The organism is Clostridium beijerinckii, from assembly GCA_003129525.1.
Taxonomy (GTDB): Bacteria; Bacillota; Clostridia; order Clostridiales; family Clostridiaceae; genus Clostridium; species Clostridium beijerinckii_D.
The window spans coordinates 183,870-206,526 of sequence record CP029329.1; the positions used below are offsets into that span (position 1 = coordinate 183,870).

Annotated in this window: 16 protein-coding genes and 1 riboswitch; of the genes, 1 reads left to right on the forward strand and 15 read right to left on the reverse strand. The window is 29.0% G+C overall.

Annotated elements, in window-relative coordinates:
• The first annotated feature begins 321 nt into the window (after positions 1-321).
• Positions 322-1,635, forward strand: coding sequence for an aspartate kinase (locus DIC82_00795; GenBank protein AWK49717.1), 1,314 nt, complete (start codon positions 322-324; stop codon positions 1,633-1,635).
• Between the two features lie 391 nt (positions 1,636-2,026).
• Here the strand turns inward: DIC82_00795 and DIC82_00800 are convergent, their stop codons facing one another.
• The 15 genes from DIC82_00800 to DIC82_00870 all read right to left on the reverse strand — a co-directional run bounded on the left by DIC82_00800 (position 2,027) and on the right by DIC82_00870 (position 22,549).
• Entirely contained in the window at positions 2,027-2,680 is a 654-nt protein-coding gene (locus tag DIC82_00800; GenBank protein ID AWK49718.1) for a DedA family protein, read from the reverse strand.
• Positions 2,681-2,928: 248 nt separating this feature from the next.
• Entirely contained in the window at positions 2,929-3,708 is a 780-nt protein-coding gene (locus DIC82_00805; GenBank protein AWK49719.1) for a GGDEF domain-containing protein, read from the reverse strand.
• A 375-nt stretch (positions 3,709-4,083) separates the two neighbouring features.
• Complete coding sequence (locus DIC82_00810) at positions 4,084-4,308, reverse strand: hypothetical protein (protein AWK49720.1); 225 nt, start codon at positions 4,306-4,308, stop codon at positions 4,084-4,086.
• A gap of 275 nt (positions 4,309-4,583) precedes the next feature.
• Positions 4,584-9,152: a hypothetical protein gene (locus DIC82_00815; protein ID AWK49721.1), complete on the reverse strand. Its 4,569-nt coding sequence runs from the start codon at positions 9,150-9,152 to the stop codon at positions 4,584-4,586.
• An 18-nt stretch (positions 9,153-9,170) separates the two neighbouring features.
• A complete protein-coding gene (locus DIC82_00820) occupies positions 9,171-9,770 on the reverse strand; it encodes a type II secretion system protein (GenBank protein ID AWK49722.1) in 600 nt (199 codons plus the stop codon).
• Entirely contained in the window at positions 9,752-12,331 is a 2,580-nt protein-coding gene (locus DIC82_00825; protein AWK49723.1) for a hypothetical protein, read from the reverse strand. Before DIC82_00825 ends, DIC82_00820 begins: the two co-directional genes overlap by 19 nt.
• A gap of 109 nt (positions 12,332-12,440) precedes the next feature.
• Entirely contained in the window at positions 12,441-13,409 is a 969-nt protein-coding gene (locus tag DIC82_00830) for a hypothetical protein (protein ID AWK49724.1), read from the reverse strand.
• Positions 13,410-13,468: 59 nt separating this feature from the next.
• The gene (locus tag DIC82_00835) at positions 13,469-14,749 is read right to left on the reverse strand and encodes a pilus assembly protein PilO (protein ID AWK49725.1); all 1,281 of its coding nucleotides are present in this window, start codon (positions 14,747-14,749) and stop codon (positions 13,469-13,471) included.
• Position 14,750: 1 nt separating this feature from the next.
• Complete coding sequence (locus tag DIC82_00840) at positions 14,751-15,326, reverse strand: fimbrial protein (protein ID AWK49726.1); 576 nt, start codon at positions 15,324-15,326, stop codon at positions 14,751-14,753.
• A 13-nt stretch (positions 15,327-15,339) separates the two neighbouring features.
• Complete coding sequence (locus DIC82_00845; protein ID AWK49727.1) at positions 15,340-16,515, reverse strand: pilus assembly protein PilM; 1,176 nt, start codon at positions 16,513-16,515, stop codon at positions 15,340-15,342.
• 119 nt (positions 16,516-16,634) lie between these two features.
• Positions 16,635-17,042 carry a pilin gene (locus DIC82_00850; GenBank protein ID AWK49728.1) on the reverse strand — a complete coding sequence of 136 codons (408 nt, stop codon included), beginning with the start codon at positions 17,040-17,042 and terminating at the stop codon, positions 16,635-16,637.
• A 75-nt stretch (positions 17,043-17,117) separates the two neighbouring features.
• Entirely contained in the window at positions 17,118-18,320 is a 1,203-nt protein-coding gene (locus DIC82_00855) for a type II secretion system protein F (protein AWK49729.1), read from the reverse strand.
• Between the two features lie 104 nt (positions 18,321-18,424).
• Complete coding sequence (locus tag DIC82_00860) at positions 18,425-20,119, reverse strand: type II secretion system protein GspE (GenBank protein AWK49730.1); 1,695 nt, start codon at positions 20,117-20,119, stop codon at positions 18,425-18,427.
• Positions 20,120-20,242: 123 nt separating this feature from the next.
• Positions 20,243-20,995 carry a prepilin peptidase gene (locus DIC82_00865; GenBank protein ID AWK49731.1) on the reverse strand — a complete coding sequence of 251 codons (753 nt, stop codon included), beginning with the start codon at positions 20,993-20,995 and terminating at the stop codon, positions 20,243-20,245.
• Positions 20,996-21,199: 204 nt separating this feature from the next.
• A riboswitch (cyclic di-GMP riboswitch) is annotated at positions 21,200-21,282 on the reverse strand.
• 229 nt (positions 21,283-21,511) lie between these two features.
• A complete protein-coding gene (locus DIC82_00870) occupies positions 21,512-22,549 on the reverse strand; it encodes a type IV pili twitching motility protein PilT (GenBank protein ID AWK49732.1) in 1,038 nt (345 codons plus the stop codon).
• Between the last annotated feature and the right edge of the window lie 108 nt (positions 22,550-22,657).

Genomic DNA, 22,657 nt, shown 5'->3' on the forward strand with positions numbered 1-22,657 from the left:
CCCAAATTGGATAAATTATTCATTATGCATTATTATTAATAATTATCTTGAACATTTATAGATAAATTGCTACAATTTTATATATAAAATTTATCCGATAGCTAGCATCCGTAACACTACTGTATATATGAAACTCACTTAGTAATCGATTATCCTCAAATCATAGATTTGATATGTCTACCTAAGTTGGAGTTAACGGCTGCACGCTCCTGGATAAGTTCTTCTAAGCTTCAAGTGAAAAAATTGTATTTCCATTAAGGAAACTCAACTTGAAGTTAAGAATCACTTTAAAAAATACATAAAAATATGGGGGCTGTAATTATGAGTACAATTGTAACAAAATTTGGTGGAAGTTCATTGGCAGATGCCAATCAATTTAAAAAGGTTAAGGACATAATATTATCTAATGAAGAAAGAAAATACGTAGTACCTTCCGCACCTGGAAAAAGAAATTCTAAAGATTCAAAGATAACTGATTTATTATATCTTTGTCATGCCCATGTTTCTACCGGAATATCTTTTGATGACGTATTTAATCATATAAAAGATAGGTACTGCGGTATTGTTAAAGATTTAAACTTAGATTTTAATATTACTGAACATTTAGATATCGTAAAAAAGGATCTTGAAGAAGGAGCTTCAAGTGATTATGCTGCAAGTAGAGGTGAATACTTAAACGGCTTAATACTTGCTAACTACTTAGGTTTTGAATTTATTGATGCTAAAGAAGTTATGATATTTAATGCTGATGGTTGTTTAGACTCAGAATCTACTAATTCAGCTCTCAATTCTAAATTATCTAAAGTTTCCAGAGCTGTAATACCTGGATTTTATGGTGCAGATAAAGACGGTAATATAGTCACATTCTCAAGAGGTGGTTCTGATATAACAGGAGCTTTAGTTTCTGCAAGCATCAATGCTGATCTTTATGAAAATTGGACAGATGTTTCTGGTTTCTTAATGGCAGATCCTAGAATAATTAAAAATCCAAAACCAATAAGTAAAATAACTTATACAGAACTTAGAGAACTTTCTTACATGGGTGCTTCAGTGCTACATGAGGATGCAATATTCCCTGTTAGAGAGATTGGTATTCCAATAAATATAAAAAATACAAATAACCCTGAAGATGAAGGTACATTTATAGTAAAAGATACAGATATTCCTACAAAACCAACTACTATAACTGGTATTGCTGGCAAAAAGGATTTTACTGCAATTTCAATTACTAAGGCATCAATGAATTCAGAACTTGGCTTTTGTAGAAAGCTATTATCTATTCTTGAGCAACACAATATCTCATTTGAAAATATGCCTTCTGGAATAGATACAGTATGCCTTGTTATTTCAGATTCTCAATTGAAGCATAAGAAAAAAGTAGTATTAGATGAAATAAAAAGAGCATGTAATCCTGATACTATAGAAGTACATCCAAGCATGGCTATGATTGCAACTGTTGGACGTGGAATGGCTAAACAAAGAGGAACTGCAGCTAAAATATTCACAGCTCTTTCAAATGCTGAAATCAACATAAGAATGATTGACCAAGGTTCTAGCGAAATGAACATCTTAGTCGGTATAGAAAATGATAATTTTGAAAAAGGAATTGCTGCAATATATAATGCTTTTAATTAATACATAAACTACCGAAATAAGGGTAATACATTTGTTCCGGTTGCTGAGGATTTTTATAGGTGATTCTAAGATTATAAGTTGTACCCAAAAAGCTTGCTTCAAAGTCAACTTTGAACAAGCATTTTGGAACAACTTATAATCTAGAATCACAGCTATAAAAATCCTCTTATGCAACACTTCACAAAAGCATTACCCTTATTTCTGGTTCTTGATGTATATTAAAAATATAAGCCTATTTATAGCTTTAATTTAAAATTAGTTGTTAAAACATGGGGATTATGCAGAAAATCTGATATATATAATTTCAATGTTTTATTTACTAAAATATTAAGCGAGATATAGTTATTGTAGATAACTATGTCTCGCTTTTTTTAATCAAACATATGAATTCTTATACTATTTCATTAGATTTTTTAATTTTACTTTTTAAAATTTCAATGACTGCTGGCATTATTGAAAGTATTATTATTCCTATTACTACTAATTCAAAATTCTCTTTTACTATTGAAATATTTCCGAAGAAATATCCTAAAGCTGAAACTCCTAATACCCATAGAACTCCTCCTATTGCATTAAATGAAATAAACGTTCTATAATGCATTTTACCTATTCCAGCTACAAATGGTGCGAGTGTTCGAACTATTGGAATAAATCTTGCAAATATTATTGTTTTTCCACCATACTTCTCATAAAATGCATTGGTTTTATCAAGATGCTCTTGTTTTATAAGTTTTCCTCCACCAATTTTAATGAGCTTACTTCCAAAAAACCTACCTATTTCATAATTTACTGTATCACCTAAAATTGCTGCAACCATCAAAATTCCCACTAATAAATAAATATTAAGTGCTCCTTCAACTGACAATGCTGCTGCTGCAAATATCAAAGAATCCCCTGGTAAAAACGGCGTTACTACTAACCCTGTTTCTAAAAATATTATAATAAATAATATTAAATATGTTTCGAATCCATAGTTATTTATTACCATTCCTAAATATTTATCAAGATGCAGAAATATATCTATTAGATAAGCAAATGTATTCATAATTAATTCCTCCCATACGTTTAAATATTATGTCGACCTATTTTATCACATATGGTTATTATACATTATTACCTGTCAAAGTAAAATTAAGATTTCATTAAAAATAATTCTAATATAAAGTGATTCTTAGCTTTAGGTGGAATTTTCTTAATAGGAATACAATTTTTTCTCTATCTAAAGCTTAGAAGAACTTATGCCCACAAGGGGCACAATGTCCAGTAGCTAGCTATCGGACAAACCTTTCAATGTCAAATTATACTTTCCTGATTATTAAAAATGCTCTCTTTTCGTTGCCTCTTATCTTCATACATTCTTTTATCTGCACAACTTAGTAGATCTTTAAAAGTCACACCATCTTTTTTATATTTTGAATACCCTATGCTTACTTGCGTATTTTGTTTGTAAAAAATATGTGAAACACGATTTTTTATAAAAAATTTAATATTTTCTATTTCTTCCTCATTTATGTTTTCTATGAGTGCAATAAATTCGTCTCCTCCAGTTCTACCAACAAAACCATTTTTACCTATTTGATCCTTTATAATTTTAGCTGTTTTTATTATATATTGATCGCCCTTTAGATGTCCAAAATTATCATTGATTAGCTTAGTTTTATCCAAATCAAAAACCATAATATAAAAATGTTTCTTCTTCTCTATTTTTCTTTTAAAAACCTTTTCAAAACCCATCCTATTATACAATCCTGTCATCGAATCGTTATTTGCGCCTTCATTAAGATCATTCATAATCTTTATCATGCGATTACTCCATAGTATTAGATATAATACAAATATAATTGATCCTGCTGTAAAACATATTGAAATTAAAGTTTTAAATTCTCCATTCATTGAATTAGATATCATGTCGAGAAATGTGCCTGCTGAAATTAATCCCAATCCAACAATCATAGAAGCAGATAACAATTTCTTATGTCCAAATTTATTTGAAACCACAAAATTAATCCTTACCATATAAATAAAAAGTAATGCTACAAATACGAATACTATCACTTTTCCTAACTCAATCATGAAAGACTATCCCCCTATATACCATATATTGTTTATTATACCACAAAATTCTGAAATGCAATTTAAAATAACAAAATTATTTTATGTATTAAAAAGCGGATGAATTAGTTTTTTTGATCTGCCTTACTACTTAATTTTATTTCTTAAAGTACCCGTCATTTTGCATTTGTCAAAGTGATAATCAAAATCTTTCTCTGTTAATATTCTATCAAAACAACCATAGAACAGATTGTATTCTACACTAAATCTAGATATTTATCGAAGTGCTTCTCTCTAGTAATTTTTGCATCCCACCTGATAATCCCAGAATCATAAATAAAAATGCGCTTGTGTAATACATGGTATTTCCAAACATAGATGATGCTAGATAAGCAATCACCGTACATATAATACCAATTTCGACTGTTCTACATCTTGCATGGGAGTACTGAAAATTATAACAAGAATTGGCGATATAACCCATATGATAAGCAACAAGGCTGCAGCCTTTTCAATTGCCTGTGGTTGAATATACTCAATGAGTTCACTGACTTTCTTCATGTGATGTATATCATCATAAATATGTTTTATTTTTTTCGATAGATTCGTTATTGATTTCAATCGGAAACCACCTTTCCATTTATTATTTCCATTCTATCAAATTCTTTCTCTGGAAGCACTCATATGTCACCTAGCAATGTTATTAATTAATTTTTCACATTCAAGTACATAAAAATAACAGATCTACAAGTTTGTTTGTCTCTTCCAATACACTCAACTTAGATCTGTTATTTTCTTTCATATTCTTATTGGTCTTGTACTTGAAAATTTTTATTTATTATTAGCTTGTTTTTCTACATAAAATATTCACTGCAAAGTAATATATATACATTACTTTAGAATAAGTCTGGTATAGCTCCTACATTTAAAGTTACAGATTTAGAACTTTTTTCATCTGCAGTTGCTCTCATAGTAACTGGTCCACCTTCTACTGGAGTAATAGTATACATTATTAGATATTTCTTACCTATTTCTGTTGTTAAACCTGTTAGATTAATATCACCAGTATTAGTAAAAGATAATGTCTGTACAGTTCCAGTTGTGTCAATTTCACTACTATCATCTACTAAAAGGTATTTTTTAAATACTATTGTTCCTTCTGCAATAGTATTATCTCTCTTCCAATTTATAATCGAATTTGAAGATTCTATATTTACTGTCATAGCTAGTGTTACTGGAATTCCTGCCACAGCATTATTAGAAGCTGTTATAATACTATCCTCTCCAGAATATATCCCATGATTTAAAATACTGCTATAGGCTATAGTTATATTTACCTTATTTGAATCTGGACTTACATTTCCTGCTGCATCTGTTGCGGTTGCTTTTATTACATGAGCTCCATCAGCTAAACCTGTTGCTGGCGTAAGTGTCCAATGTCCATCGGCATCTGCTTTTACTGTTCCTATAAACGTTGTTCCGTCATACACTTTTACTGTTGAATCAGCTTCTGCTGTTCCGCTTATTGTTGGTGTATTATCGTTTGTTACTGTATTATCGGTTGGCACTTCTATCACAGGTGCAGCTGTACCTATCGTTATATTTACACTATTTGATTTTTCACTTACATTTCCTACTGCATCTGTTGCGGTTGCTGTTATTACATGATTTCCATCTGCTAAAGCTGTTTCTGGTATAAGTGTCCATTTTCCATCTGTATCTGCTTTTACTGTTCCTATAAGCGTTGTTCCGTCATACACTTTTACTGTTAAATTAGCTTCTGCAGTACCTTTTATTGTTGGTGTATTATCGTTTGTTACTGTATTATTGGCTGGAATTGTTATTACCGGTGGTTCTGGTTTTATTGTATCAGGAACTACAACTTGAATAGTTACTCGCTCTAATATTTTTTGATCCGTTTCATTGTTAATAACATTAAATATCCCATCCCCTATATATGATGAATCTTTATAACTTACTGCTCTATAAGCTACAGTAAAGTTGACATCATCACATTTAATCTGCCCATCTTGTATATAATAATTCGCATAAAAACTACCATCAATTTTCTTGTTAGTATTATCAATTGTTATAAAACTTGGTGCATTTACAGCCTCAAAGTTATCTGAATAAGTATCTCTGAAATATATATTTTTAAGTGGATAACTATCTGCTATATTGGCTGTTAATTGAGATATATAATTATCATTTATTTTACTTGCTTCATCTGCATTATTTAGGAAAATATAACTTCCTCCTAATACACCTGCTAACTTTTTAATGTTTTCCTCTCCGGTTTTATTTCCTATATTAATAACAATTGAATTTATACCAAGTTTATAGTTATCACTTTGACTTTTGATATTATTTGCAGTAGCGATAGCATTTTGTAATTCACCATCTGAAATATTTGTACCTATCATTATAACTATATCACGTTCATGACCTTGAGAATTTTTCTGTGTAACAGCTGCTAACGCATCATTCATCCTACTAGAAAGGCTGCTACCAGATGAATCATTAGAAAAAGAATAACTTTCATTACATTTTATATTATTTTTATTAAGTTTAAAATTTATTCCATCTCTAACACTTGCCCGTGATGTTCCACTTCCAGCTTGTACATCATTTACCATCTGATAATTCATATTATTTGAGTTATCCTTAACACAAGCTAGCCATTGTTGCCTGTTAGGTTTTGATTCAACTAGGATTTGATTATTAAAATTAATTGTATAATTAACATTAAATGTTTCTCCTAAATTAACCTTACTAGGTGCTTCCCTCTTTGTATTATTTGAATTTATAATACTCTGCTTAGAAATCCCTTCATCCTTTATAGTTATTGTTGGAGTCTGTATTGCTTTATCTATTAACATGCTATTAAAATTTGTATATGATATAGTGCTATTATTAGTATATGTGGAATTATCAGAATTTGTATATAGACCAAAACCTAATTCCCCATACTTACGACTTTCTGCGTTAACATTGAAAGTTACTTCAATAGGTGCAGATTGTTCCCATAATCCTGTTGCGCTATTTTTAGTGAAATTTATTTGCGGAATAGTTACTGTACGTATTTTTCCACTTCCGTCTAATCCCCCATCATCTACATCTGTGAAATTTTCTCCTAAATCAATATTTAATTTTGCATCTTTAATTGACATGGAATTACCAGTTATTGAACTTTCTCCATTTAATTTGCTTGCAATTGTATTAGAATAATTATTTTCAGGCTCATTGTAATTTCCTCCATCAGCTTTCGCTATAATATAATCCTCATCTTTACCTGACAATAACTGATGTAGTGTTTTTAAATCATTGTTTTGAGTTCCATTGCAGTTACTCAAATCTAAACTAATTATTTTATATCCACTTTCACTTATTGTCTTTATTATATTACTATTTGCATTATAATTAACATCTCCAGACGTAACTAAAATTATAGCTTTATTTTTTCCTTGCTCACCTTTTTCTTGCAATAACCTATTAGCTCTGTCTAATGCACTTTCTATATTCCTATTATTACTGCTATCACTCATGCTAATTTGATCTTGAAAGACTAATCTCAATTTTTCTCTTTCACTTTTTCTTCCAATTAATGAATTATAATTATCACTGTTAGGAAAATTAACATTTTCGTTGTATCCCACGGCATTAAATTTAACGTCTCTTTCTCCTAATATACTTCCATCTAATATACTATTATTAAATCCATTTCTAAAATTTGTATATCGTTGAGAATCATTCATATTTTTTGTTTCATCTACAACAAAAACAGCTTCATCTATCATTCCACTTGATAAAGCAAATGGTTCTGTATTAATATTATATTTTACAGTTATTTCATCTGATGATTTTGCTGGATTCGGAGTATATGAGTTAAAAGTAGCATTTATAATTGGTAAATTACTTACAACTATACTTTGTGTAGTTGTATTTCCAGCAGTATCTGTTGCCTTAAATGTATATGTTCCATCTCCACTTACTACATATGTGGTTGAACTTCCTGGAACTACTGTATTATCTGGTTTTGTTATACTTGCTACTGCTACATTATCGGTTGCTGTTGCAGTTATTTTTCCATCTATTGAACTTTTGTTTAATGTCAATATTGGTGCTTCTTTATCTATATTACTGACTACATAACTTGCTATTTGTGACTCATTTCCATATTGATTTATTCCTTGAGCTTCAATTGTACAATTTTGTGTAACGTCAAAAGAACCTGTATAAACCTTCCATTCACCTATAGTTCCCCCTATGTCAATTCTATATTGCTGTATTGTAGAATCAGATGAATACCCTATAGTTGCAGTAACTTTTGTATTAGTAAGAGTTGTTGGCGTTGCTCTTATAACTGGTGTAGTAGGTGGAGTTGAAGAAGTTAATTTAAAATTAGCTTTATATCCACCTCCAGCAACCACTGTTGGTATAGTTACAGTCGAGGAATTATATCCAGTTTTTGATGCCGTAACTATAGCTTGACCTGCCGGCACATTATTAAGTGTATAGTTTCCATTTGAATCTGTAGTCGCTGTTACAACGCCTCCTGCTGACACTGTAGCTCCTGGTAAATTATTATTATTTGAATCTTGTACATTACCAGTTATGGTAGCTGTATTTGTTGTAGAATCCGTTTTATTAATTAAAAGTTTAACAAAGTCTATTGCATAACCATCACCAGTATGTCCTGATGTTGCATCATCTATTTTTATATATATTTGACCTGTTCTAACTAAATACAAAAATCTTTGAGGAATTTCAAAAGTTATCATTTTACCTCTTGGTCCCGACTGGTCTAAATTATTTATTATATTTGTCAACTCTGGAAAGTCTTGTTCATTTATTGTAGCTGTATATTTTACAGTCCCACTACTTATACCATGAGCTTGTCCCGGTTGGAAGTCATCTACAAACATTTGAATTTTAGCATTTTGCACACTAATATTAGTTAAATCATATGTCATATATACTGGTCTAACGTAATTATCATTATCTGTACTATATAATGTTGCTCCCCAAGAATTTGTTGTTGTATAACTATTATTTTTCTTATATATAGTTCTATCAGTTCTTTGAGTTTTTTCAGTATATCCATCCCTATTTATATTAGTGTCTATAAATCTACTATTATATCCTGATACTACCATAATTCTATCTGTACCATCTTTATCATCTGTTTCAGGATAAAAAGGAAAACTGTGAGTTTCCGTTTCATTTCCAGAAAAAGGATTAACTGATGTCCATCCAAATCCAAAGTTATCTATATCTCCAACCCTAACCATCAATTGAGCTTCACCTGTGCTTTGAAGTGTAACATTTTCAGCTGTCCAATCTCCATTATTAGCATCTGTAGTTGCTGCTGATACAGTAACTCCTGTAAATCCCATTGACCATATCATAATTACAGCTAAAAAGAAACTTATAAATTTTTTGCATGATTTTATTTTTATTTTCATAAATTTATTCCTCCTTTTTTATTTATTTCTAAAAACAACTCCAAAATTAATAGGTTGTTGTACGTTACTGTAACCATTCTCTTTTCTTAAGATAATATCAAATTTAATTGAACTAATTTTTTTTAATGCTGTTGCTTTTTTAGTAGCATCAGTGTATGCGGAAATATCAATAATACTATTATCTATCTTAAAGCTCTTTATATTGCCAGAAATCTCTTGTCCGTCTATAGTAAATTTATATATTTCACTATTATTTTTATATTTTTTCTCTGTATCTTCTACTATTGCCAGATGAAAATCATGTGGATTTCCATTTTTATCATATGAACTTATTGTAATATTATTAAGTTCATTGCTGGTAGTATCTCCATTTACAGATTTTATTTCTACAGCTTGCATTCCAATATCACTTATTTTTTCTTGAATTGCTTGTCTTTCAATTTGTAAGGTAGTTTTAACATCCGAATCAGAAAAAACCTTATTTCCTGTAATAAAAATGCTGTTTACTATTCCTAAGACTATTACTGTTATTCCTAATACAATTATAATCTCTATTAATGTAAATGCAGATTTTTTCTTTTCACTAATAATCCCACCTCCTATTTCCTTATTTTCCATAGTTTCTTTTCTAAAAAGTGACTCAAATCGTATGATGATGCTAAATTTCCAATATCAGCATCAATAGAATTATTATCCGGTGGAATAATCCATCCACCAAATACGGTTTCAAAAATCCCTGAATTTTTTGCTTGAACTCTTTCTACAACTCCAGAATCATAATTAATTGTAACGTCTGACTTATTAATATTTAAATCACCGTCTACTATTATACAGCCATTAATTGTAATATCTTCATCTATGGATAACTTTCCTGCTGTTACTATAACAGAACTCAAGTCATATTTAGGAGCTAAATCAGTTCCTTTATTGGTCACGTATATTACTATATCATTTGTAGTATTAATATCTATCTTTTCCACTCCATCAGTAGACTTTTCTATTTTAATCTCTTTAGTATCATCACCATTAAAAATAGCATACTCACCTTTATTATTTTGTTTATCTAATTCATATGATGTGTCTGAAGCAATATTATGAGTATTAACTAGGTCAGAAAAATCTGTTAATTTCTCATAATCATAATCATATTTTTTAGTAGCTTCTTGATTAAACCTATATACCTTTTGTGCAAATTCCGCTTGCTTGTTATAAATTGCTCCAGTTCCATCATCATTTTCCAAATCAGAAATATAGTGACTTCTCAATACATTCTTATTTCCACCTATCTCATAAACAATTGCACCAGACGACCAAATACTACCACTATTAATACTACCATCAAGATTTTTTGGCCAAATAATTCCACCTGTATTTGGAGTATGACCTTGACCTTTATCAATTTCTCTATTCCAATAATCAGTGAAGTGATTCGCTTTATCAAAAACAGTAGCTTCTTCAAATTTATTAGTTTCCGTATTCCATACTTTATCTACTAATTGCAGTGGATCATAATAACCAAATTGTTCTGTTTCATCTAATGGAACAGAATACGCAATATAATTTCCTATTACTGCTCCAGATTCTCCAGTCTGATATTGGTTAGTTGATTCATCTCTTTCATTTGTATTTATATGAGCAGTTCCCATAATATAAGCTGAATTATTAATATCAATTCTAGACTCATTATCATTTGTGTTAACTATTATAGAACTAGAAGACTTAACCTTATCTACCAAGTTTCCATAAGCATTTTTACTTGTAATATTTTTATCATTAATTCCATAAAAATCCTTTATATATATTTGGGAGTTTTGAGCTTTGAAAGCTAAATCATTATCTATTGCAATTTGCCCTTTGGTTGCATCTTCTTTTTCACCACGATTAACATATAATTTTGAGTTAACTGCTAACTCATTAAGCCCTTTAGTTAAATCATCTCTATAATATTTACCACCCAAGTACACATTTCTTCCATATAAATTTTTATCAATAGTTACTTCTGCATTATTTCTAATATTAAAGCTATTTCTAGTAATTACATTATCATTAAAAGTTACATTTTTACTATTAGCTATCATTATTCCACCATTATACTTTTTATAGCTTCTAGTAGTATCTGCCCCTACATTTGGGGTTTCACCTTCAACAAATATCTCTCCATTATTAACAGTAAAATTATCAGCTCCGGTTACATTCATATTACCATGAACGGTTAATGCTCTATCCTTTGTTGCTAAATATTGATTCATATCTGAAGCTGCCTCTTGATAATATACATCGTCAAAATTTGGAATCACCATATCAAAGGTTTCTACAACATCTCTTTCATTTGTTCTATTAGAAGAATTAGTATTGCCATTAAATTTTTCAGTGTAGAAATTTGAAGTCACTGTTATATTTTCATACTTTTGTTCTGGCGTTATTGTAATTTCTACAGCTTTATGATGCCCTTGAGAAATAGAAATTCTTTTAATTTCTGAAGTTCCCGAAACAACTATAGGATCATGAATTTGTGTAAGTGTTAGAGTTGGTGCAGCATTATTATTGTTAATTCCAAAGTCTACAGTTTTATCTGTAAATTGGATATCATTATAATTTGTTCCTCTTATGCCAACATCAAAAAATTTATGATTTTCTATAGAATTTCTAAGCTTATCTGGAGCTGGCTCATTTTCTCCATTCTCTAATGATTGTGCTATAAAATTCCTAAATGTTCTTTTAAACTCCTCATTAAGTAGCAGCTGCTCAAGATTTTTTGATTCAGTTATAAGATTATTTTTTTCTTCTATATCATCATTTATATCTTTTCGAGATCTAGTCTCTGAAGGCTCTTCATTCTTTAAATTAACAATATTAGCTTTTAATGCTTCGATATCAGCTTCTAAATCCTTATATTTATTATCATTATCTATACTATCAGAGTTACCCTCCGGGCTTTTCAAAGCTTGGACTTTATAATATCCGTATTTAGTTGCAGCATCAAATGTTTTAGCCATTATATTATAAGCAACATCTAATCCAGAATCGGAAGCATATAAGTTTTCAATTCTTTTACTTTCCATTACTCTGGCTTTATAATTTCCAGCCACCATGGACAACATAGCCATTGATACTGTAGTTACAAACATAAAAACAATTACTACCACAATTAAGCTTGCACCTTCTTTTTTTCTTTTCAAGAGCCCCCCTCCTTTCTAAAAAACTTTGATAATATATTATAAGTTATTGATTTCAGCATAGCTGCTTTTTTTATTTATGATCTTGATTGCAGCATAGCTGCTTTTTTTATTAGTGTATATTTTTCTTATAGTATCCTGTAAACAAAGTCCCTTCATTCTTATCACTGATTTGGACTTTAATATCATATAAAGTTCCAAATTCAGCATTTGTATCCGATAAACGATTATTATATATATTTATTTCACCTTTACATAATTCTAAATCTACTGCTAAAGCTTCTTGCTTTTCCATATAAACATTAGCAACCGTTGAAGTCTTATTATAAATATATATTTCTATTTCCGTATCAATTGGCAATGTACCATCCGTTTTTTTATAATTATCAAAATTAATGATTAAATTTTCAGTTATATTCTTCGTAAAACAAAGTAATCTTCTACCTTTATAATCCAAAACTTCAACATCTTCTGTTGTAGAATTTTTGGGTGTTAAATAAATATATATTGCCATTTTATCTTTTTCTGGGTCACTATTACTTACTACTGGTATTTCTTCTTCATCACCACTTTGGAGATATTTTATATATTCTCCAAAATCACTTTTGCCTATATAAATCTTATTAGCTGCTGAATTAAGATTATCATTCCCCAATTTTATACTATCAATAGTGCTATCATTAGAGTTTCGAACTTTTGTAGGTGTTAAAGTTATACTTTCAATATATTGCGCTGTAGCTTCTGTAACCTCATTATTGTTTTCTTCCTTATCGTTATATTTATTATTTAAATATCTTACAAAGTTAGTTCCATTTTTATTAAAACTCATATTATCTATAGTCAGTGTTGTGCTTGTTGGTACTCTAAAACTATTCCCTTGCAATGCTTCAATTACCTTTTTACCTTCTAAGGCAACCTCTTGTTTAACTTGTCCACTTTTAGTTTGCTTTATCATAATAATATATCCTGTATAAACACTTACTGATATTATTGATATTATAGCCATGCTTACTATAACTTCCAACAAAGTAAATCCATATTTTCTCTTATTACTTCTTTTCAAAAAACTCACCCACTTTATTTGCTACTGGATAAAAAAATCATTTAAAAGCTCTTTCTTTATTCAAAATACTAACAATTTTAACTTTTATTGATTTTAACATTGCTTTCATTAGCATCAATTGTAGCTCTTGAGTCATCACCACTTATATTTACTTGAACATCTTTATCAGTCTTATTAAGTATTGTAAGCCTCATCTTTGAATTATCAGTTCCACTTAATTTATTTTCACTTAAGATTTTTAAAACTATGTCTTTTGACTTTGGTACAAATTCTTCTCCAAGTCCATCATAATTCGCCGGAAACGATTGTTTTGACGTTTTATATTTATAATAGTAATTCTCCCCATCTTGAGTTAATATCATTTCCACCGGTTCTTCTGAATTACTATTTCCATAAACATAACTTGTTCTCATATCATCATTTGCTTTACCTAACATTATTTTAGGTAAATCAGAGGTTACTGACTTAACAGAAGCTATAAAATCATTAGTTCTTGTAACTTCTTCTGACTTTGATGATGTTGTAATAGCTGTATTAGATAGTGAGCCTTCTTTTTCGGCAGCAAATGGAACATCCTTGCCATAATTATTATTAAAATCCCACTTTAAATAATCTTCTATTTCATTGTTAATCTTTGGTACTGAATAAATTTCTAAATTAAGAATTCCTTTTATTCCTTTTGTTGTATCCGAACTCAGTTTAATAGAATTAACCACTATTTTTCTTTCATTTTCTTTAATTGTAGTTAACATTTTATATACTCCATCATAACTGCCTTCAAAGGTAACCTGTATCTTAACATATTGTAATGTGTCTTTCTTTTTCTCTTTTGCTTGGTCAGTATTAAAATTATTTTTATTATTTACTTCAGAATTATTTGCAATATTGCTTTTATCACTAGAATTAGCTGGTTTACTATTACTGTCTTCACTATTCCTATTATTATACTTATCTACTATTGACTGCAATGAACTCTCCGCCAAAGTTTGACTTGTCTTATCAGCTTTTTCTACACTATCAGAAACTATAGGTTCAAAGCTAATCTTTCCATCTAACTCATTGTCTTTTAATAATTTATCTAGTTCTAAAATTATATGCTCTTCATTAATAATTGGATAAAATGGCTTAGTTTCATCTTCAACTTTAACTTTCAATAAGTTTGCATCATATTTTTTATCTTCAATAGAATCTATGGTAGCCTTAGCAGTTTCATATTTTTGCTTAACTTCCATCTCTTCCTTAAGTTTTTCTTCAATTGTATTTGTTTGAATTAAATAAATATAATTGTAATATCCAAAAGCAATTACTATAATTCCTAAAATAAAAAGCATTATCTTTTCCTTATTACTTATTTTCATATCATTCAACATCCTTTAACACACATTTTATATCAAAGGAATACTCTCCATTTGATGTATTTTTACTATCCACTGTATTTTTATTATCTATTGAATTAACATAAACAGATTCCATAAGTGGCAACTCACTTAAATTATGTTTTAATTCAGCAATTGATGTTCTATCACTTGATACTCCTTTTATTGATATAGTATTTTCTACTATATCGATATTTTTAAATGAAACCTGACTTGGTAAAGTTGAAGTTATATCTTTTAGAAGAGTATAAGAAACATTATCTCTTTCCTTAATAGAAACAGCTATACCTGTCAGTGAGGTATCATATTGCTTGAGTAAATTTATTTCATTATTTACGGTTTCTGCTTCTTTTAATTTCTCTTGAATTTCATCAGCTCCCAATTTATTTTTATAATCCTTTATACTGTTATCTAGCATAAATATCCTTACAGTATTTGTTATTAAAGTGCTTATAATTAATAAAGCAACAATTGCTATAGTCCCATACATATAAATTTTAAAATTTATCTTTTCTTTGCTTTTTCCTAAATAGGGTTTAAAAAAATTTATATCTTTCATATTACGCCTCCACCTAAACTCTTATGACTGAACCTATGGCATTTATAAAGTCATCAACAGGTTTGCCATCATCCTTTGATTTGAAGGCAATTTTAGTAATTCCGTTTATTTTTGTTTTTATTCCAAGCTTTTCTGTCATATAGTCTTCCATCCCATTTATCTTAGAACTTCCTCCAAAAATAATTATCTTATTCACTTCATTCCCTATATTTCTGTTTTTATAAAATTGAATTATTTTTTCTATTTTTTCTATCCAGTCATCTATAACATATCTAACCTGTATATTTAGTGGGTCTAATTCATCTTTTAAATTTATACTTTTGATTTTAAAATTCTCTATTTCACTAGCTTCAATACCACTTCTTTCTGCTAGCACTTCATTAATATCATTTCCACCATCTTTTATTATTCTAGTAAAGTCTAACTGATCATCTTTATATATATTAACATCGATAAAACTTGCTCCCATATCAATAAAAGCAACTGAATCTTTTGATTTATATTCAAATTCACTATTTATACCTGTAAAATTAATAAATTTATTAACCGCATTATAATTTACGTCTAAAGCATATGGCTTTAAATTTAGTTTTAATAAGAGATTATAATATCCTCTAGCTATTTTTTCTGGATATGCAATAACACGAACATTAAGTTTTTTAGCTTCATTTATTACTTCTTCACCTAAGATTGTTACTTGCAATATATAATCTTCTAAATTTATAGGAAGATATTGTTGGATTTCATATCTTACTACAGTATCCATTTCTTCTTCTTCTACTTTTGGAATTAAAATTTCTCTATTTATAATTAATGTAGAATTAGTTGTGCATGTTGCATATTTAGCATTTATACCATTTTCTTTTAATACTCGAATCAATTTACCATATAATTCTTCTTCTTTTTTTATTTCTCCATCTATAATTGCATTTTTAGGAGTTGGAACTGCGATATATTTATCTATAATTAAATCATTTTTGTAGTACATACCCTCAACTATTTTAATCATCGAGCTTCCCATATCCAAAGCAACAACTTTTCTTTTTTTTTCTGGTGCTAATTTATTAAATTTAATTAATTTCTTTGGTAACTTATTCTTTAAATCTTTTAAATCTATATTCATTAATTTTTTTATATTAAAAGACTTTTTATTTTTATTTGTATCTTCCTTGTTTAGTTGATTACTCATACGCCCTCCACTATATAACCTATTTCTACTATATCATCTTTAATACTTTTATATAAATTGCGTGTAAACTTCGAATTCATTCTACACGCAATTCATTTTATTTAAATCAAATATTTACTTTAATCTACAGCCGGATATACTTGTTTATCCTCATCTCCACCATCTAAAGTTATAGTAGTTCCATCAGCGTCATACATAACAACAAAACTTGTTGCCCCCTTATACTTAGCTACCGGTTCAGTTCCACCATCTATATATGGTAAATAGTCAGCACTGTCTACTGCAGTATCCTCATCTTCTGTGATTTCACCCTCTGATACTGCTTGAGCTACTGCTGTAGCTATAATTTTAGCATTAGCTTGATCTGAAGCCAAATTTGCATTTTCTCTAACGGCACCAAATTTAGGTATTGCTATAGCAGCTAAAATTGCAATAATTGCAATAACAATGATTAATTCGATTAATGTGAATCCTTTCTTCTTTCTCTTTGACACTTGATTCATTTTTCTGATTGATAAATTATTCATTTTAAATCCCTCCTAATTTTTGTATGTTTTATTTTAATGCACTCTGGATCCCACATTGTGCATTAATTGCGTTTTTTAAATTTGAGTATAACTATCAAACATTGGCATCATTATGGAGACTACCATAAATCCAATTACAAGTCCCATTACTACTATTAAAACTGGTTCCATAAGAGCTACTGATGTTTGAATTATTGACTCTAATTCATCATCATAAAAATCAGCTGTCTTATTTAATATGTCATCTAGCGAACCTGTTTCTTCACCTATTTTAATCATTGAATAAAGCATTTCAGGAAATATTTCACTTTCCCTCATTGCAGAATATAAACTTTCTCCTCTCATTACCTTATCTCTTATTTTAAGAAGTGCATTCTCCGCAATCTTATTTCCTGCAACTGTAGAAACTATTTCCAGAGCTTCTATTAGAGGTAATCCACTTGCAATCAGTGTAGATAAAGTCCTTGTAAATCTTGATACTATGATCATTTGATTAAGCTTTTTAAGTATTGGCAATTTTAGTTTCAAATTACTTGAAATAAGAATTCCTTGATCGCTTTTCAAAAAAATCTTAAGTCCAAATGCACTTAATCCTATTAAAATTATTATATAAATCCAATTATTCTTAATTAGATCACTGAGACCAAGCAAAAATCTAGTAGACCAAGGTAAAGTTGTTCCACTTTGTGCAAATATTTCAGTAAATGTAGGCATTACAAAAGTTAGTATAAATATAATTGCTCCAACAGCTACAAAGCTTAGTACTGTAGGGTAAATTAATGCACTTGTCACTTTATTATTAATTTTATTTTCCTTTTCATAATGAGTTGCCATTCTGAGCATTATAGCATCTAAATTACCACTTGCTTCTCCTGATGCTATTAAGGCTACTAACAAATCCGGGAATACATCGCTATGTTTCTTCATTGCATCTGATAAAACTCCACCCTTTTCAACCTCTTCATTTATATCTTTTGTAGCTTCTCTTAATTTTTGATTCTCAATTTGAACGCTCAATATTCCTAAACATGTTAAGATTGGTACTCCTGCATTTAACATCGTATAAAATTGCCTACAAAATACTGATAAATCTTTAAGTTTAACCTTACTATTAAACTTTATTTCAATGTTTTTACTTTGTGATATCTCCTCTATCATTAAAGGGTAATATCCATTACCTGAAATAAAATCCATAACTTCATCTTTAGAATTTGCCTCATAACTTCCTTCTATTTTCTCTCCATCTGAGTTCATAACTCTATATTTAAACTTTCCCATACAAACACCTCTTTTCAATGTACAATTGACAAATGACAATATACAATTATGGATAAAATCCTTTCAGGATTTCTTATAAATATATTTTTAAGCTCTGTAAGAACTTATTCTTTCATTGAAAATGCTACAATTGTTGAAAGTTCTTCGATAGTTGTCATCCCGCTTAAAACAAAATCTTTACATTCACTCTCTAAGGTTTCCATTCCATTTTCAATTGAAATATCTCTAAGGGTATCTGAGTTTTTCCCTGCATTTATAGCCTCTCTATGCTGCCTCGTCATTTCCATAACCTCATATATACCAATTCTTCCAGAGTATCCAGTCTCATTGCAGTATCCACAACCCTTTCCTTTGTGCAAAATAAGTGGTTTATTTACAGCTTGTCCTAAAAATTCTTTTTCATATATACTAGCCTCATATTCTTCTTTACAATTAGCACATATTTTTCTAACTAATCTTTGAGCCATTACTCCAACAACAGATGTTGAAACTAAATATGGTTTAACACCCATGTCTACAAGTCTTACTATAGATGAAGGTGCATCATTTGTATGAAGTGTACTTAAAACTAGATGCCCTGTAATCGCTGCTCTTGTAGCAATTTCTGCTGTTTCTTCATCTCTAATTTCTCCAATCATAACTATATCAGGATCTTGTCTTAATATACTTCTAAGTCCACTTGCAAATGTCAATCCAGTTTTTTCATTTACATTTACTTGATTGATTCCATTCATTGTAAACTCAACCGGATCTTCTACTGTAATTATATTTACACTGTCATCATTTAATTCTCTTAGTATTGCATACAAAGTTGTAGATTTCCCGCTCCCTGTAGGTCCAGTAACTAAAATTATTCCATGAGGATTTGCAATAATCCTATTTAATCTTTCAATATTATCTTCACTCATTCCAAGTTCATTTTTACTCAATGTAGAACCACCAGTATTTAAAATTCTTATAACTATCTTTTCTCCATTAACTATTGGAAGAACTGAGACTCTAAGGTCTATTTCTTTACCACTAACACTCGTCATTATTCTTCCGTCTTGTGGTGTTCTCTTTTCTGCTATATTAAGTCCTGCAAGAATTTTTATTCTAGTAACTAAAGGACCTAAACTTTCTATTCCAAGGGTATTAACTATTTTAAGTTTTCCATCTATTCTATATCTTATCCTTATTTCGTGTTCAAATGGCTCTATGTGTATGTCTGATGCCTTCATTTCTACTGAATTTTTAAATATAGATTCAATCATTTTAACAACTGGTGCACTATTTACATCATTTATATCTTCAGATATTGCTTTAGAATTCTTAATTGATTTTGTACTTTCCTTTGATAGTTGAATTGCCGCATTATGAACTTGTTGGCTACTATAATATATACCTATAAATTTTTTAATATCAGCCGTTCTAGATATAGATGACTCTATTTCAAATCCAGTAGATATTGCAACATCATCGATTGCAAAAATATTTAATGGATCTGCAAGTGCAACTTTAATTTTATTATTATCAAATCCAAATGGTATTAATGTATATTTATCACATAAATTTTGAGGTATTAAAGTTATTGCCTTTCTGTCAAAATTTATTGTATTTAAATCTACTTTTTTTATTCCTGTTTGTTGTTCTATAGATTCTATAATATCGTCTTCTGTTATAATCTTACTATCTACTAATATTTCTCCAAGTTTTTTACCAAGTGCCTTTTGAGACTTCAATGCTTCTTGCAATTGATATCCAGTAATCTTACCTGCATTCACCAGAATGTTGCCTAATCTTCTTTTTTCAGTTGCCATTCTGCGTCTCACCTACCTTTTGTTATTAATTAAACATAAATATGTCCTATAAGATATATTTAACTTTATAGTAATAGTTTAATTTCTTCCTTTAATCAATCAAGTATATATATTTTAAATAATCTATATTAATAGATTCCAATAAAACTTTAATATTTCAACTCCCCATATCATAGAGATCAAACTTCCGATTGCTATACACGGCCCAAATGCTATTTTTTCTTTTGCTTTTTTTAATTTTAAAGCTAAGATAATTATTCCTACTATCCCACCTAATATAATTGCTAAAAATAATCCTAGCAGAATTCCTTTAACTCCTAAAAACAATCCACATACAGTAGCAATTTCAATATCACCCTCGCCCATTCCTTTAGTTAAAAACACTATTAAGCCTATAATTCCAAAGCCTACTGCTCCACCTAAAATCAAATCAACAATTCCACTCCTATAGCTAATAGCTTGAATTACTATAAATATACCTGCTATAATGCCTCCAAAAATCGTGGTACTTGTAAACACAAATTGAGTATCGTAATCAATCATTCCAATAACAATCAAAAGCGATACTAAAATGCAGTATTTCAAAGCAATTAACGTTAATCCAAATTTTAAGTAGACTATTAAATACAATATCCCATTAAGACTTTCTATTAGTGGATATCTTATAGAAATTTTTTCCTTGCAATATTTACATTTTCCTCTAAGAAATATATAACTAAATACAGGAACTAAATCTATAGGGCTTAAGTTATGTTGACATTTTGCACAATGTGATGGTGGAAATGCAATTGATTCTTCTTTAGGAATTCTATAAATGCAAACATTTAAAAAGCTTCCTATAACTAATCCTAAAATAACTATTAAAGCATAATCCAATTTATCACCTTCTCAATATATCTATTACGCGTCCGTTTCATTTGATAAATAATGTAATATTTTACATTATCATCTATTATATTAAATGTTTTTTTATATAATTACAAGTCATTTCAAAAATGTATTAATTAGTATATTTTTTACATAATTTTTGTTTGTTTCTTATATATTACTTTCTTTTATATAAAAAAACCGACCTTTATTAAAATAAAGGTCGGTTGCACTGCAAACTCATCATATATAAAGTGCCCAAGTAAAATATATGAATCATAGTTTCCCTATAAAATATTATATACTATTTGTTATTTTACTTTTAGATAGACAATTTAATTATTAAATTATATGTCTATATAGTACCATATTTTCCCGTATAATTCTACACTTCTTTTAGCAAATTAGCCAAAATATTTTCTTAAATATTTATTAATAATATAGAAAATTTATGAACTATTTTAAAATAAATCTGTTCCCCGGTAATATTATATAACTAGCTAAAATAAAATACACCCAAATGTATTAATTCATTTTATTATTTTTTATCCACTTTTCATATTCTTGATGAGATATTATATCATTATTAACTAATCTTTTTAGATCCATCTCTATTGTTTGCATTCCATACTTTGATCCCATTTGAATAAAACTATTTATCTGCTCATAATTACCTTCTCTAATTAAATTCTTTATACCTGGAGTACATACCATTATTTCCATTGCTGCTGTTCGTCCTGTTCCTGAAGCATTTGGTAATAAAACTTGAGAAACAACTCCTCTTAATAAAGATGATAATTGAATTTTAATTTCATTTTGATGACCAGAATCAAATGAATTTATAATTCTATATATACTATTTGCTGCTCCCATATTATGCAAAGTTGAAAAAACTAAATGCCCAGTTTGTGCTGCTCTTAAAGCTATTTCTATTGTTTCTGGGTCTCTCATTTCTCCTACTAATATAACATCAGGATCTTGTCTAAGTGCTGCTCGAAGTCCCATTGCATAACTTCTAGTATCCTGTCCAATTTCTCTTTGATTTATCATAGATTTATTATTTTCATATATATATTCTATTGGTTCTTCTAAAGTAATTATGTGTTTCTCTTTAGTCATATTTATTTCATTTACCATAGCTGCAAGAGTTGTGCTTTTACCAGAGCCGGTTGGTCCAGTAACAAGCACTAATCCATCACTTAATTCAGTAAAAGTTTTTAAAACAGGAGCATTTACCAAATCTTTAAGTTTGGGTATAGCTTCCTTAATTACTCTCATACATATAGCATAACTTTCCCTACACTTATAAGCATTAACTCTAAAATTTCCAATGCCAGGTCTATTATATTTAAAATCTATCTCCCCATCATTTAAAAATTCATTGAATTTATCGGGTATTAATTCTTTAATATATTCTTCTACTACTTCACTTGGAAGTTTATCATTATTTACATTTACTAAAACTCCATCTATTCTAACCATTGGGGCTAATCCCGAAGTAATATGTAAGTCAGATACATTCCCTATATCTATAGAGTCTATCAATTTGTCTATCTTCAACATTTTATTCTTCCTCTTTCCATCTGTAAAATTATATCGTATAAAGATAAGCTTACTATATTTAAATTATCACTATTTTTCTAAATATGTCAATCTTGTTTATATTTTAAC

Bases quoted from the DNA above. Each gene is read 5' to 3' on its own strand.
- DIC82_00800 (AWK49718.1), bottom strand. From the start codon at position 2,680: ATGAATACATTTGCTTATCTAATAGATATATTTCTGCATCTTGATAAA.
- DIC82_00795 (AWK49717.1), top strand. From the start codon at position 322: ATGAGTACAATTGTAACAAAATTTGGTGGAAGTTCATTGGCAGATGCC.
- DIC82_00815 (AWK49721.1), bottom strand. From the start codon at position 9,152: ATGAAAATAAAAATAAAATCATGCAAAAAATTTATAAGTTTCTTTTTA.
- DIC82_00805 (AWK49719.1), bottom strand. From the start codon at position 3,708: ATGATTGAGTTAGGAAAAGTGATAGTATTCGTATTTGTAGCATTACTT.
- DIC82_00845 (AWK49727.1), bottom strand. From the start codon at position 16,515: ATGAGTAATCAACTAAACAAGGAAGATACAAATAAAAATAAAAAGTCT.
- DIC82_00840 (AWK49726.1), bottom strand. From the start codon at position 15,326: ATGAAAGATATAAATTTTTTTAAACCCTATTTAGGAAAAAGCAAAGAA.
- DIC82_00835 (AWK49725.1), bottom strand. From the start codon at position 14,749: ATGAAAATAAGTAATAAGGAAAAGATAATGCTTTTTATTTTAGGAATT.
- DIC82_00870 (AWK49732.1), bottom strand. From the start codon at position 22,549: ATGTTGAAGATAGACAAATTGATAGACTCTATAGATATAGGGAATGTA.
- DIC82_00850 (AWK49728.1), bottom strand. From the start codon at position 17,042: ATGAATAATTTATCAATCAGAAAAATGAATCAAGTGTCAAAGAGAAAG.
- DIC82_00820 (AWK49722.1), bottom strand. From the start codon at position 9,770: ATGGAAAATAAGGAAATAGGAGGTGGGATTATTAGTGAAAAGAAAAAA.
- DIC82_00860 (AWK49730.1), bottom strand. From the start codon at position 20,119: ATGGCAACTGAAAAAAGAAGATTAGGCAACATTCTGGTGAATGCAGGT.
- DIC82_00855 (AWK49729.1), bottom strand. From the start codon at position 18,320: ATGGGAAAGTTTAAATATAGAGTTATGAACTCAGATGGAGAGAAAATA.